Source organism: Metapseudomonas otitidis, assembly GCF_900111835.1.
Taxonomy (GTDB): Bacteria; Pseudomonadota; Gammaproteobacteria; order Pseudomonadales; family Pseudomonadaceae; genus Metapseudomonas; species Metapseudomonas otitidis.
Genome location: NZ_FOJP01000002.1, coordinates 26,268 through 38,568, shown reverse-complemented (window position 1 = coordinate 38,568; position 12,301 = coordinate 26,268). Strand labels below are relative to the sequence as shown.

General features: G+C 69.0%; 11 protein-coding genes. 8 read left to right on the top strand and 3 right to left on the bottom strand.

Translation table 11 applies throughout. From position 1 onward, the window contains the following. Positions 1-46 precede the first annotated feature (46 nt). Positions 47-781: a substrate-binding periplasmic protein gene (locus BM198_RS02775; RefSeq protein ID WP_244165664.1), complete on the top strand. Its 735-nt coding sequence runs from the start codon at positions 47-49 to the stop codon at positions 779-781. 28 nt (positions 782-809) lie between these two features. Here BM198_RS02775 and BM198_RS02770 read toward each other — a convergent pair whose 3' ends face one another. After that, positions 810-2,024: a PilT/PilU family type 4a pilus ATPase gene (locus tag BM198_RS02770; protein WP_174244726.1), complete on the bottom strand. Its 1,215-nt coding sequence runs from the start codon at positions 2,022-2,024 to the stop codon at positions 810-812. 143 nt (positions 2,025-2,167) lie between these two features. On the opposite strand from BM198_RS02770, the gene BM198_RS02765 reads away from it, so the two are divergent. The 6 genes from BM198_RS02765 (at position 2,168) to BM198_RS02740 (ending at position 7,691) form a co-directional block, all read left to right on the top strand. After that, entirely contained in the window at positions 2,168-2,446 is a 279-nt protein-coding gene (locus BM198_RS02765) for a peptidylprolyl isomerase (RefSeq protein WP_044409048.1), read from the top strand. A gap of 118 nt (positions 2,447-2,564) precedes the next feature. Further along, the gene (locus tag BM198_RS30605) at positions 2,565-3,869 is read left to right on the top strand and encodes a methyl-accepting chemotaxis protein (protein WP_044409045.1); all 1,305 of its coding nucleotides are present in this window, start codon (positions 2,565-2,567) and stop codon (positions 3,867-3,869) included. A 142-nt stretch (positions 3,870-4,011) separates the two neighbouring features. After that, positions 4,012-5,505 (top strand): ArnT family glycosyltransferase, encoded by a 1,494-nt coding sequence (locus BM198_RS02755; protein WP_074967609.1) that lies wholly within the window; start codon positions 4,012-4,014, stop codon positions 5,503-5,505. Further along, the gene (locus tag BM198_RS02750) at positions 5,498-6,499 is read left to right on the top strand and encodes a glycosyltransferase family 2 protein (RefSeq protein ID WP_074967607.1); all 1,002 of its coding nucleotides are present in this window, start codon (positions 5,498-5,500) and stop codon (positions 6,497-6,499) included. The genes BM198_RS02755 and BM198_RS02750 overlap by 8 nt, the downstream gene beginning before the upstream one ends. Continuing rightward, entirely contained in the window at positions 6,496-6,885 is a 390-nt protein-coding gene (locus BM198_RS02745) for a GtrA family protein (protein WP_044409036.1), read from the top strand. Before BM198_RS02750 ends, BM198_RS02745 begins: the two co-directional genes overlap by 4 nt. Next, positions 6,882-7,691 carry a ChbG/HpnK family deacetylase gene (locus tag BM198_RS02740; RefSeq protein WP_074967605.1) on the top strand — a complete coding sequence of 270 codons (810 nt, stop codon included), beginning with the start codon at positions 6,882-6,884 and terminating at the stop codon, positions 7,689-7,691. The genes BM198_RS02745 and BM198_RS02740 overlap by 4 nt, the downstream gene beginning before the upstream one ends. 9 nt (positions 7,692-7,700) lie before the next feature. Here the strand turns inward: BM198_RS02740 and BM198_RS02735 are convergent, their stop codons facing one another. Together BM198_RS02735 and BM198_RS02730 are read right to left on the bottom strand one after the other, a co-directional pair. Next, positions 7,701-8,666 carry a FecR domain-containing protein gene (locus BM198_RS02735; protein ID WP_074967603.1) on the bottom strand — a complete coding sequence of 322 codons (966 nt, stop codon included), beginning with the start codon at positions 8,664-8,666 and terminating at the stop codon, positions 7,701-7,703. Beyond that, on the bottom strand, positions 8,659-9,198 hold the full coding sequence (locus BM198_RS02730; protein WP_074967602.1) for a sigma-70 family RNA polymerase sigma factor: 540 nt from the start codon (positions 9,196-9,198) through the stop codon (positions 8,659-8,661). The genes BM198_RS02735 and BM198_RS02730 overlap by 8 nt, the downstream gene beginning before the upstream one ends. A gap of 177 nt (positions 9,199-9,375) precedes the next feature. On the opposite strand from BM198_RS02730, the gene BM198_RS02725 reads away from it, so the two are divergent. Beyond that, positions 9,376-12,300: a TonB-dependent receptor gene (locus BM198_RS02725; RefSeq protein WP_083422306.1), complete on the top strand. Its 2,925-nt coding sequence runs from the start codon at positions 9,376-9,378 to the stop codon at positions 12,298-12,300. Position 12,301: the final 1 nt, after the last annotated feature.

The window sequence follows — 12,301 nt, the reverse complement described above, 5'->3', positions numbered from 1 at the left end:
CGGAGCTTTTCTATACTCGCTGCACCACCTTGGACTGGACTGCCACGTGCCCGCCAAAGCGATCTGGATCATCGCCCTGCTCTGCCTCGCATTCGGCCTCCAGGCACAACCACGCCAGGTGGACCTGTACCTGCCCGATGCACCACCGCTGACCCTGGTCCAGGACGCCAAGGGCCACGGCATCGTCGGCGACGCCGCGCTCCTCGCGCTCAAGCGCGCCGGCTACCGGGTGCGCATCCGCGTCGAGCCCTGGGCCCGGGCGCAGAAAACCGTCATGGACGGCCGCGACCTGCTGATCATTCCCCTCTCCCGTACCCCCGAGCGCGAAGCCCATTACACCTGGGTGGCCCCGGTCATGGCGCTGGACCGGGTGTTCTTCAGCCTCGACGAGCCGGTGAAGAGCTTCGAGGAAGCGCGCCAGCGCTACCGGCAGATCGGTGTGGGGCTGGGCACCGCCCAGAGCGACATCCTCCACCGCGAAGGCTTCGCAGACGAACAGATCCGCCACCTGGTGCTGGGCGACAAGCCCGCCCAGCTGTTGCTGATGGGGCGCATCGACGCCTGGTTCACCGGCGTGACCGAAGGGCTCTACATCTGGCCCCAGGTCACCGACCGCAAGCTGCACATGAGCCCGCCCCTGGCCACCACCGACCTCTACATCGCCTGCTCGCGCCAGTGCGACCCGCAGCTGACCGACGCCGTCGCCCACGCCATGCAGGCCCTGCGCGACGAAGGCCGGGTGCAGCGCATCCAGAAGCACTACCTGCCAGGGGGGCAGTGAACGGGAACGCCCTGCCCGCGCGCAGGTGTCAGAAATGCTTGCCCGGATCTTCCGGTGGCGTTTCCTCGGGCAGTTCCTCCAGCTTCAGCTCCAGCCCCCAGCTGGCTGCGTCCTGGGTACGGGTCGCGGCCGGTGGCGGGGTGGGTGCGGCGGCGGGAGCGGGCGTCGGTGCGGGAGCCGGGCCGTCGCGGTAGAGCTTCAGCTTGAGGCGCAGGTTGTTGGCGGAGTCGGCGTTCTTGATCGCCTCGTCCTCGCTGATGGCACCTTCCACCACCAGGTCGAACAGCGCCTGGTCGAAGGTCTGCATGCCCAGGGCCTTGGACTTCTCCATGATCTCCTTGATGGAGCTGAAGTCACCGCGCTTGATCAGGTCGCTGATGGTGGAAGTGCCCAGCAGCACCTCCACCGCCGCGCGACGCTTGCCGTCGGAAGTGCGCACCAGGCGCTGGGAGACGAAGGCCTTGAGGTTGTTGCCCAGGTCGTTGAGCAACTGCGGCCGGCGCTCCTCGGGGAAGAAGTTGATGATGCGGTCCAGCGCCTGGTTGGCGTTGTTCGCATGCAGGGTGGAAATGGCCAGGTGGCCGGTGTCGGCGAAGGCCAGGGCGTGCTCCATGGTTTCGCGGTCGCGGATCTCGCCGATGAGGATCACGTCCGGCGCCTGGCGCAGGGTGTTCTTCAGGGCGGCGTGGAAGCTGCGGGTGTCCACCCCCACCTCGCGCTGGTTGATGATGGATTTCTTGTGCCGGTGCACGTACTCCACCGGGTCCTCGATGGTGATGATGTGCCCGCCGCTGTTGCGGTTGCGGTAGTCGATCAGCGCCGCCAGGGAGGTGGACTTGCCGGAGCCGGTGCCGCCGACGAAGAGCACCAGGCCGCGCTTCTCCATCACTACCTTGAGCAGCACCTCGGGCAGCTTGAGGTCCTCGAAGCGGGGGATGTCCAGCTTGATGTTGCGCGCAACGATGGAGACCTCGTTGCGCTGCTTGAAGATGTTGATGCGGAAGCGCCCCACGTTGGGCACCGAGATCGCCAGGTTCATCTCCAGCTCATGGTTGAATTCGACGCGTTGCTCCGGGTCCATGATCGACTCGGCGATACGCGCCACATCCCCCGGCTTCAGCGGGTCGGCGCTCAGCGGCTTGAGCACGCCGTTGAACTTGGCGCAGGGCGGCGCGCCGGTGGACAGGTAGAGGTCCGAGCCATCCTGGGAGGCAAGGACCTTCAGCATCGAAGGGAGATCCATGGGGCGTGTATCCGTGGGGCGGGACAAGGTAACGGTAGGCGAATTTCGCCAGTGGGCACGGCATGTGCCGTGAAGGCGACGAACTGTATGGCCCGGCCTGTGGCTGGCACAATGAACGGCTCCACAAACCAAGAGGAAATCCCATGGCCAAGGCCCTTGCCCGCCACATCCTGGTCAAGACCGAGGCGGAAGCCGAACAGATCAAGCAGCGCCTGGCCAAGGGCGAGGACTTCGCCGTGCTGGCGAAGAAGCACTCCATCTGCCCGTCCGGCAAGCGCGGCGGCGACCTGGGCGAAGTGCGCCCCGGACAGATGGTGCGGGTGATCGACCAGGTGATCTTCAAAAAGCCGGTGCGCACCATCCACGGCCCGGTGAAGAGCCAGTTCGGCTATCACCTGGTGCAGGTGTTCTTCAGGGACTGAAACAGTCCTACGCGCACCGTCGAGGCATTCCCCCTCCTCCATCGGCCAGCCCCTCCGGAAGCACCGATGGCCTTCCGCTACCGTGGGCGGCTTTCGAATCTGATAGAGGAAGCCGACCATGTGGTTTGCCAGGAAGAAGCCGGCCGCGCCGCCCGTATCGCTGGGAGAGCTCGAGCTGCGGGCCATCCGCAACGCCATGGCGATGATCGAGTTCAGCCCGGACGGCACCATCCTCGATGCCAACGCCGCGTTCCTGGGCGTCGTGGACTACCAGCTGGACAACGTACTGGGGCGCAATCACAGCCTGTTCTGCACCCCGGAACTGGTGCGCAGCCCGGCCTACGAGGAGTTCTGGCGCCGCCTGCGGGCCGGCGAGCACTTCAGCGACCGCTTCATGCGCCTGACCCGCAGCGGTCGCCAGGTATGGCTGGAGGCCACCTACATGCCGGTGCTGGATGAAGCCGGCCAGACCATCCGCATCCTCAAGGTCGCCACCGACATCACCCGCCAACTGGAAGCCGAGCACGTCCACGAGAGCTACGTAAACGCCATCAACCACGCGATGGCGGCCATCGAGTTCGACCTCGAAGGCAGGGTGGTGGGCGCCAACGCCAACTTCCTCGGCCTGATGGGCTACAGCCTCGACGAGGTGCAGGGCAAGCACCACAGCCTGTTCTGCTGCCCGGACGAAGCCAGCGGCAGCGACTACCAGCACTTCTGGGACCGCCTGCGCCACGGCGAGTACATCTCCGACCGTTTCCGCCGGCTCACCCGCTCCGGCAGCACCATCTGGCTGCGCGCCACCTACAGCCCGCTGTACGACTCCACCGGGCGCCCCTACGGCGTGGTCAAGTTCGCCACCGACATCACCCCGCAGATGCTGCGGCGCGACACCGAGGCCGCCGCCGCGCAGCTGGCCCAGGACATCGCCCGGGAAACCGACATCACCGCCGACCGGGGCACCCGCACCGTCGCCGAGACGGTCCAGGTGGTCACCGAGATCGCCGACGACCTGGCCGCCGTGGCCGGGCAGATCGAAGGCCTCAACCAGCAGTCGGAGCAGATCACCAACATCGTCCAGGTGATCCGCTCCATTGCCGACCAGACCAACCTGCTGGCGCTCAACGCCGCCATCGAGGCCGCTCGCGCCGGCGACCAGGGGCGCGGCTTCGCGGTGGTGGCCGACGAGGTCCGCCAACTGGCCTTCCGCACCAGCCAGGCCACGGTGGAGATCAAGGCCGTGGTGCAGCAGAACCAGAGCCTGGCGCACGATGCAGTGACCGGCATGGCCACCACCCAGAGCCGCGCACAGCGTGGCGTGGAGCTGGCCAACCAGGCCGGCACGGTAATCAATGAAATCCGCTCCGAAGCCCAGCGCGTGGTCGACGCCGTGGCCCAGATCGCCCTCTCCTACACCGACTGATCCAGCCTGCGGTGCCCCCCGGCCGACGCGTGTCACCGGGGGACTCTGATCATTCGTACAGCCGCCGTACAGCCAGCCTCACTTACGCTTTGCACCGAGCCTGGGCGGCTCCAACGGCACCACAGGGAGCGTATCGACCCTCATGCAGACCTCTCCGACCATGCGCTGGCAGCGACTCGCGATCCCCGTCCTTCTTCTCCTGCTGCTCCTGCGTCTCATCGCCGCCTGGGCACTCCCCCTCACCGACAAGACCGAAGCCCGCTATGGCGAGATCGCCCGCAAGATGTGGGAGACCGGCGACTGGGTCACCCTGTGGCACGACTACGGCGTGCCCTTCTGGGCCAAACCGCCGCTGTCCACCTGGCTCTCCGCCGGCAGCATGGACCTGCTCGGCGCCACGGAGCTGGCGGCACGGCTGCCTTCGCTGCTGCTGGCCGTGGCCACCCTGCTGCTGGCATGCAGCCTGATCCGCCAGCGCAGCGGCCGTGACGCCGCCCTCGCCTGCGCGCTGATCCTCGGCAGCGGGCTGCTGTTCCTCGGCACCGCCGGCACGGTGATGACCGATTCCGCCCTGCTGTTCTGCGTCACCTTCAGCCTGGTGGCCATCTGGCGTGCCGTGGTCCTCGGCAGCCGGACCTGGGGCTACCTGCTGTTCGTTGGGCTGGGGCTCGGCCTGCTGGCCAAGGGCCCGCTCGCCGGCGTGCTGGTGGGCATGCCGGTGTTCTTCTGGGTGCTGCTGGGCAACCGCTGGCGTGCCCTCTGGCAGCGCCTGCCCTGGCTCAACGGCATCCCCCTGATGCTGGCCATCGCACTGCCCTGGTACCTGCTGGCGGAACACCGCACCCCGGGCTTCCTGAACTACTTCATCGTCGGCGAGCACCTCAACCGCTTCCTCGATGCCGGCTGGAAGGGCGACAAGTACGGCTTCGCCCATGCCACCCCGCGCGGCATGATCTGGCCCTACACCTTCGCCGCCCTGCTGCCCTGGTCGCTGGTCATGCTGGCCTGGCTGGCCCGCCACGGCCGCCAGTTGCCACGCCTGGTGCGCGACGAGGACGGCTGGGTGCTCTACCTGGCGCTCTGGACGCTGATGACGCCGCTGTTCTTCACCCTCTCCGGCAACATCATCTTCCCCTACCCCATGCCCATGCTGCCGGGCTGCGCCCTGCTGTTCGCCGAGCTCTGGCTGCGGGCCCGGCGCAACCCCGACAGTGGCAGCGCCCTGCCCCTGATCGCCGCCATCGGCGCCCTGCTGCTGGCCGGTGTGCTGGCCGTCAACCACTTCCAGGGGGACCGCTACCTGCGCACCCAGAAGGACGTGATCGCCGCCTGGCGTACCCAGCATCCGTCGCCGGCCAGTGCGCTGGTGTACTGGAGCGACAGCCGCGCCTTCTCCGCCGAGTTCTATTCCCACGGTCGCGCCCGCACCACCGCAGACCCGGAGCAGCTGCGCGCCTGGCTGAGCGGCCGCCCCGGCAGCTTCATCGTCTGCGAGGACAAGGACCTGCGCCAGCTGCCGGCGGACATCCGCGTCCGCTTCGAACCCGTGGCGCAGGTGCGCAACGTCGGCAACACCTTCCTGCTGCTGGGCGAAGCCGCCCCCATCCCGGACGCCGAGGACCATCGCCATGACTGATTACCAGGTGCCCCCCTACCTGCTGTCGCTGCGTGCCCAGGAGCGGCCGGCCGATCCGCTGGTCAGCTGCATCCTGCCGGCCTACAACGAGGCGGCCAACATCGTGCCGATGCTGCAGACCCTGCATGCCCTGCTCGACGCCGCCGGCTACCGCCACGAACTGGTGGTGGTGGACGACGGCAGCCGCGACGACACCGTGCAGCAGGTACTCGGCCAGCTGGAGGCGCTGCCCGTGACGCTGATCCAGCTGTCGCGCAACTTCGGCAAGGAGATCGCCCTGAGTGCCGGCATCGACCAGGCCCGGGGCGACGTGGCGGTACTGATCGACTGCGACTTCCAGCACCCGCCGGAGCGCGTCCCGGACTTCCTCGAACAATGGCGCCAGGGCTACGACATGGTCTACAGCGTGCGCGAACACCGCCGTGGCGAGCCCTGGATCAAGCGCCTGTGCACCCACGCCTTCTACCGCCTGACCAACAGCGGCTGCCGGCACAAAATGCCGCCGGACACCCAGGACTTCCGCGTGCTCGACCGCTGCGTGCTGGAGGCCCTGCGCCAAATGCCCGAGCGCAACCGCTTCATGAAGGGCCTGTACCACTGGGTCGGCTTCACCCAGCGGCCGATGATCACCCGCGTGGACGAACGCCGCGCCGGCCACAGCAGCTTCAACTACCGGCGCCTGCTGGACCTGGGCATCACCGGGCTCACCGCCTTCTCCAACCTGCCCCTGCGCATCTGGACTCTGGTGGGCTGCACGATCTCCCTGCTCGCCATCGGCTACGCCTTCTGGGAGCTGATCCACACCCTGCTGTTCGGTAACCCGCTGCGGGGCTGGCCGACCCTGGCCGTGGCAGTGTGCTTCCTCGGCGGGGTCCAGCTGCTGTCCATCGGCATCCTCGGCGAATACGTTGGGCGCATCTTCGACGAGGTCAAGCAGCGCCCCAACTACCTGATCAGCCGCATCAGCAGCCGCGACCGGGAGCCCCGCCCTTGAGCCGCGAGCTGTTCTGGTTCGGCGTGGTCGGCATCAGTGCCCTGCTGGTGCACTTCGCCAGCGTGGCCTGGGTGCTGGTGCCCCTGGGGCTGGCGCCGCTGCTGGCCAACGTGCTGGGCTTCCTGCTGGCCTTTCAGGTCAGCTACTGGGGGCACCGGGTGCAGACCTTCCGCGCCACCGGCGTGCCCCATCGCCAGGCCCTGCCACGCTTCTTCGCCGTCGCCTGCCTGAGCTTCGCGGTCAACGAAGGGCTCTACGCCCTGCTGCTGCAGCATACGGCCCTCGGCTACCGCCCGGCCCTGCTGCTGGTACTTGTCCTGGTGGCCGGGATGACCTTCGTGCTCGGCAAGCTCTGGGCCTTCCGCCTGCCGGGGAGTGCCGGATGAACAGCCACGCCCGCCCACCCCGCCGGCTGACCCTGTGCGCCGACGACTTCGCCCAGACCGACGCCACCAGCGGCGCCATCCTCGCGCTGCTGGGCGCCGGGCGCCTGTCGGCCACCAGCGTGATGAGCCAGTCGCCGCTGTGGCCCGAGCACGCCCGAGCACTCAAGGCCTTCGACGGCCAGGCGGACATCGGCCTGCACTTCAACCTGACCCATCCGTTCGAGCACGGAACCCGTTCGCTGCCCTACTGGCTGCTGCTGAGCCAGCTCCGCGCCTTGCCCCGTGCACGGTTGCAGGACCTGGCACTGGCGCAGATCGACCGCTTCGCCGAGCACTTCGGCCGCCTGCCGGACTTCATCGACGGGCACCAGCACGTGCACGCCTTCCCGGTGATCCGCGAGGCGCTGCTGGCGGCCATCGAACAGCGCTGGGAAACCATCGCACCGCCCTACCTGCGCGCGCCGGACCGGCTCGCCCACCCCGGCGACAGCGGGCTCAAGGCGCGGGTGCTGGCCAGCGCCTGCCGGGGTTTCCAGCAGCGGGCCAAGGCCCAGGGGCTGCGCACGCCGCCCTGGTTCGCCGGCCTCTATGCCCTGACAGCGGAGGCCGACTTCCCGGGGCTCATGCAGGCCTGGCTGGACGCCTGCCCCGACCGTGGCCTGCTGATGTGCCACCCCGGCCACGGCCCGCGCGCCGCTGATGACCCGATTGCAGACGCCCGGGAACGGGAATACGCCTTCCTCGCCAGCGACGCCTTCATGGAGGCCTGCGCTCAGCGGGACATTCTCCTCACACGCTTCGGCTGATCCAGCCGCTCAGCGCTGGATGCGCATCCCCTCGCCAACGGCTTCGACCCGTACCCCGTGGCTCTGCGCCAGCATGGCCAGCGCCAGGGGCAGGTCGTCGACGGGGAAGGTGCCGGACACCCGCAGGCTCGCCACGGCGGGTGACCAGGCCAGGGGCCGGTCGCTGTAGCGCATCAGCTCCTGCGCCCATTGCGCCAGCGGCATGTCCTCCGCCACCAGCAGCCCCTTGCGCCAGGCCAGGGTGGACTCGCGCGCGGCCTCCACGGCACCGAACCGCTCACGACTGAAGCGCACCTGCTGCCCGGCCTGCAGAACCGCCTCGTGCGGCACGGCACCCGGGTGGTCGAGGGTCACCTTCACCGCCCCCTGGTAGACGGCGAGCAGGGTCGCGTCCGGGAAGGTGCGGACGCTGAAGCGCGTGCCCAGCGCCTGCATCAGCCCCTGCCCGGTGCGTACCCGCAGCGGCCGGGGCGGCACCTGCCGGTCCACCGCCGTGGTCACGTACAACTCGCCGCGCTGCAGGTGCAGCAGGCGCTGGTCGGCGCTGAAGCGCACCTGCAGGGCCGTGTCGCTGTTCAGCGCCACCTGGGTGCCGTCCTCCAGCCACAGCTCGCGGCGCTCACCCCGGGCCGTGAGGTAGTCGACGCCCGCCCGGCTGCGCTGCCACAGCCACCACCCCAGCGGCGCCGAGCAGGTGGCCAGCAGCAGGCTGCGCAGCACCGTGCGGCGGCTGCTGCCAAGCGGGCGGGACAGGGCCTGCCGGGCCAACCCCGGCGGCAACGTGCCCAGGCAATCCAGCAGCCGCTGGGCACGCTGCCAGGCGCGCGCGTGCTCGGGACCGGCGTGCTGCCAGCGCACCAGCTCGGCCTGTTCGGCAGGTGTCAGCGGCCGCTCCTGCATCAGCAGCAGCCAGGACGCGGCCTGTTCCAGCACGGTGGCAGCGATGGGGTCGCCAGGGGCGCGCAGGTCAGGCATCGGGCATCCGGCTCAGGCAGACCAGGTAGCCCTGGTGGATGTACTTCTTCACGGTGGGCAGGGCGATGTTCAGGGCCTCGGCGATGGCCTTCTGCTTCATGCCGTCCAGGGTCGCCATGAGGAACGCCTGGCGCACGGGCGGCCGCAAGGTGTCGAGCAGCGCGTCCACCTCATGCAGCGTTTCCAGGATGACGCTCCGCTGCTCCGGCGAAGGGTGCTCCGGCTCCGGCAGCTGCGACAGCGCCTCCAGCCAGGCCTGCTCCAGGGAATGGCGCCGCCGCCAGCTGACCAGCACGCACTGGGCGATGCGGGTCAGGTAGGCGCGGGGCTGCTGGATGGCCCCACCCTGGCTGGCATCGCGGCTCACCAGCACCCGCAGGAACACGTCCTGGGCCAGGTCATCGGCGACACCCCGGCCCCAGGAGCGCAACCGGTAGCTCAGCCAGTTGCGCAGCCAGCCGTGGTGCTCGGTGTACAGCGTGGTCACGGGGCAGCGCTCGGCGGGCAGGGTCGGGGATTCGGGGGAAGTCATCGCGGAGGGATCGGCACGGCAGGTCGCAAATGAAAACAATTATCACTAAAATCCGGGCCGCCACAAGCACGGATGAAAACAAGAACGATCCGCATATACCTTTTCCAATCTCGTGCGACAGAGGGAGTGACAGCCCGCAGCGAGTGGCGGGCCACACACCCTACGAGCGAGAGAACCATGCCTGCAGTCCACCGGCACCCCGCCGCTTCGCCCATGCCCATCCGCCTCTCCCCGATCAGCCTGGCCGTCGGCTGGGCGTTGATCGGCTGCCTGCTGGCCGGTGTCGCCGCCCCGGCCGTGCAGGCCACGGAGACGACCGCGCCCCACGACCGGCCGGACAGCGCCCACGACTACGACATCCCGCGCGGGCCGCTGGGTGCCGCGCTGGGTCTGTTCGCCAGCCAGTCCGGGCTGCTGCTGTCCTACGATGCCGACCTGACGCGGGGCCGCACCGCTCCCGCACTCAAGGGGCGCTACAGCCTGGCGGACGCCGCACGGCGCCTGCTGGCCGGCACGGAGCTGGACCTGCTGCCCGGAGCCGCCGGCACCTATGTCCTGCTGCCCCGGAGCACGCCGCCCGAGGCCGGGCTCGAACTGAACCCGACGATGGTCGGCGCCACCGCCCTGCTCGACGACCCGCAGGAGGCCTATCGCGCACCACGTTCCTCCGTGCACCTGACGCGGGAGGACCTGGACCGCTTCGGCACCGTCTCGGTGGGCGACATGCTCAAAGGCGTGGCCGGCGTGCAGGTGGGCGACAGCCGCAACGGCGGCGCGCTGGACGTGAACATCCGCGGCATCCAGGGGCAGAGCCGGATCGCGGTGCGGGTGGACGGCTCGGAGCAGGCGCTGGATGTCTACCGCGGCTACGGCGGCACCCAGCAGCGCAGCTACATCGACCCGGACCTGCTCAGCAGCGTGACCGTGAACAAGGGCCCCAGCCTGCGCTCCGGGGCCATCGGCGGCGCAGTGGAGATGACCACCCTCGGCGTCGACGACATCCTCGTCGACGGCCAGGACGTGGGCCTGCGCGTGACCGGCAACCTCTGGAACAACGGCGTCGAGCCCGCCGACCGCGACGCCCACTCGCGGACCGAGGACCTCAGCGCCGTCCCCCGCACACAGCGCGGCAACCTGTTCAACTCGGCGGCCGAATCCGGCAGCGCGGCCTTCGCCTTCCACCACGAGCGGGTGGACCTGGTGGCCGCCTACGCCCACCGCAACCAGGGCAACTACTTCGCCGGCAAGCACGGCCAGGACCGCTACCGCCTGTTCGACCGCGATGGCGACGAGCAGCCCAGCGTGGCCAGCACCTACAACGCCGGTGAAGAGGTGCTCAACTCCTCGGCAGAGACCGAGTCCTACCTGCTCAAGACCACCTGGCGGCTGGACGACGAACAGACCCTGGACCTGGGCTACCGCCGCTTCGACGGGCACATGGGCGAGATCATGCCCTCGGACATCTTCCGTTTCGGCACCGCCGGCATCTACCAGTACCCCACCAGCGACGTGGCAATCGACACCTACACCGCGCGCTACCACTACCTGCCCGCCGACAACCCGCTGCTGGACCTCAACGCCGGCCTGTGGCTGACCGACTCGCAGACCAGCTCCCTCAGCGCCGCCTGGATGGCGCCCGCCTCCCAGCTATACCGCACCGACCGCGCATGGACCCGGCAGGACGACCGGCGCATCGGCGGCGACCTGAGCAACGTGTCGCGCTTCAGCACCGACCATGGCGACTTCACCCTGGAGCTGGGTGGCGCCTTCCAGGTGGAGGACCTGAAGCCGCAGAAAAGCGTGGTCGTCACCCAGCACGACATCAACGCCAACCGCATGCTGCGGGACGCCTCGCGCCAGGAGTTCAGCTTCAACGGCAAGCTGGAGTACCAGCCCATCGAGGAAGTCACCCTGTGGGGCGGCGGCCGCTACAGCCACTACCGCACCCGCGACAACACCGTGCTCGCCGAGGCCCGCCGGGCGGACCGCGCGATGCGCTGGATCACGGTGGAAAGCCCCACGGGCTGGGGCAGCATGATGTGGTTCCCCGACCAGAACGGGCAGTACACCGCCGCCACCGACCCGCGCCTGAACAACGGCATCGTCTTCGGCAACAGCAACGAGCCGTTCAACGGCGTGCCCTTCGACAGCTTCGGCGCCACCCAGGTGACGGTCTCCCCCGAGGAGGTCAGCAACGTCGTCACCGGCTACGCCTACGCCCCGCAGCGCGACAGCCACGGCGGCGGCTTCGCCCCGGCCTTCGGCATCAACGTCGAGTTCCTGCCGGACACCTTCGCCTACCTCACCTACACCGAAGGCCTGCGCCAGCCCTCGCTGTTCGAGACCAGCCAGGGCACCCAGCAGGTCACCCCGGGCAAGCACCTCAAGCCCGAGCGCTCGCGCAGCTGGGAGCTGGGCCTGAGCGCCCTGCGCAGCGACCTGCTGGCATCAGGCGACACCGCGTCCGCCAAGCTGGCGTTCTTCGACAACGAGATCCGCCACTACATCACCCGCTACTACGACCCGAGCCCGGGCCTCTGGGGGCAGATGACCTTCAGCAACACCGACCGCTTCAGCACCCGTGGCCTGGAACTGCAGTCGCACTATGACGCCGGGCGCGTGTTCGCCGACCTCTCGGCCACCTACTATTTGAAGACCGAAACCTGCGACGCCGCCTTCGCCGCCAAGCTGCGCGCCGCCGCCAGCCCCTACCAGCGCACCCAGGACACGCCGGACTGCACCCCGGGCAGCTACATGGGCTCGTACACCAACACCCAGAACCCGCCCAGGTTCTCCACCAACCTGCTGGCCGGCCTGCGCTTCTTCGACGAGACACTGACCCTGGGCGGTCGCATGACCCACACCTCCGGCCCCACCGCACAGCTGGACAAGCCCTGGCAGACCGGCGCCACAACGCCGCAGATCGACTACCGCGCCGTGACGCTGTACGACCTGTTCCTCACCTACAAGGTGCTGGAGCACGCCGAACTGAACCTGTCGGTGCAGAACCTCACCGACCGCTACTACCTGGACCCGCTGGCGCAGAGCTTCATGCCGGCCCCGGGGCGCACCTGGCGGCTCGGCGTGCAGGCGCGGTTCTGAC

Coding starts and splice junctions, on each gene's coding strand:
- BM198_RS02725 (WP_083422306.1), top strand. CDS start 9,376: ATGCCTGCAGTCCACCGGCACCCCGCCGCTTCGCCCATGCCCATCCGC.
- BM198_RS02730 (WP_074967602.1), bottom strand. CDS start 9,198: ATGACTTCCCCCGAATCCCCGACCCTGCCCGCCGAGCGCTGCCCCGTG.
- BM198_RS02735 (WP_074967603.1), bottom strand. CDS start 8,666: ATGCCTGACCTGCGCGCCCCTGGCGACCCCATCGCTGCCACCGTGCTG.
- BM198_RS02740 (WP_074967605.1), top strand. CDS start 6,882: ATGAACAGCCACGCCCGCCCACCCCGCCGGCTGACCCTGTGCGCCGAC.
- BM198_RS30605 (WP_044409045.1), top strand. CDS start 2,565: ATGTGGTTTGCCAGGAAGAAGCCGGCCGCGCCGCCCGTATCGCTGGGA.
- BM198_RS02755 (WP_074967609.1), top strand. CDS start 4,012: ATGCAGACCTCTCCGACCATGCGCTGGCAGCGACTCGCGATCCCCGTC.
- BM198_RS02770 (WP_174244726.1), bottom strand. CDS start 2,024: ATGGATCTCCCTTCGATGCTGAAGGTCCTTGCCTCCCAGGATGGCTCG.
- BM198_RS02765 (WP_044409048.1), top strand. CDS start 2,168: ATGGCCAAGGCCCTTGCCCGCCACATCCTGGTCAAGACCGAGGCGGAA.
- BM198_RS02750 (WP_074967607.1), top strand. CDS start 5,498: ATGACTGATTACCAGGTGCCCCCCTACCTGCTGTCGCTGCGTGCCCAG.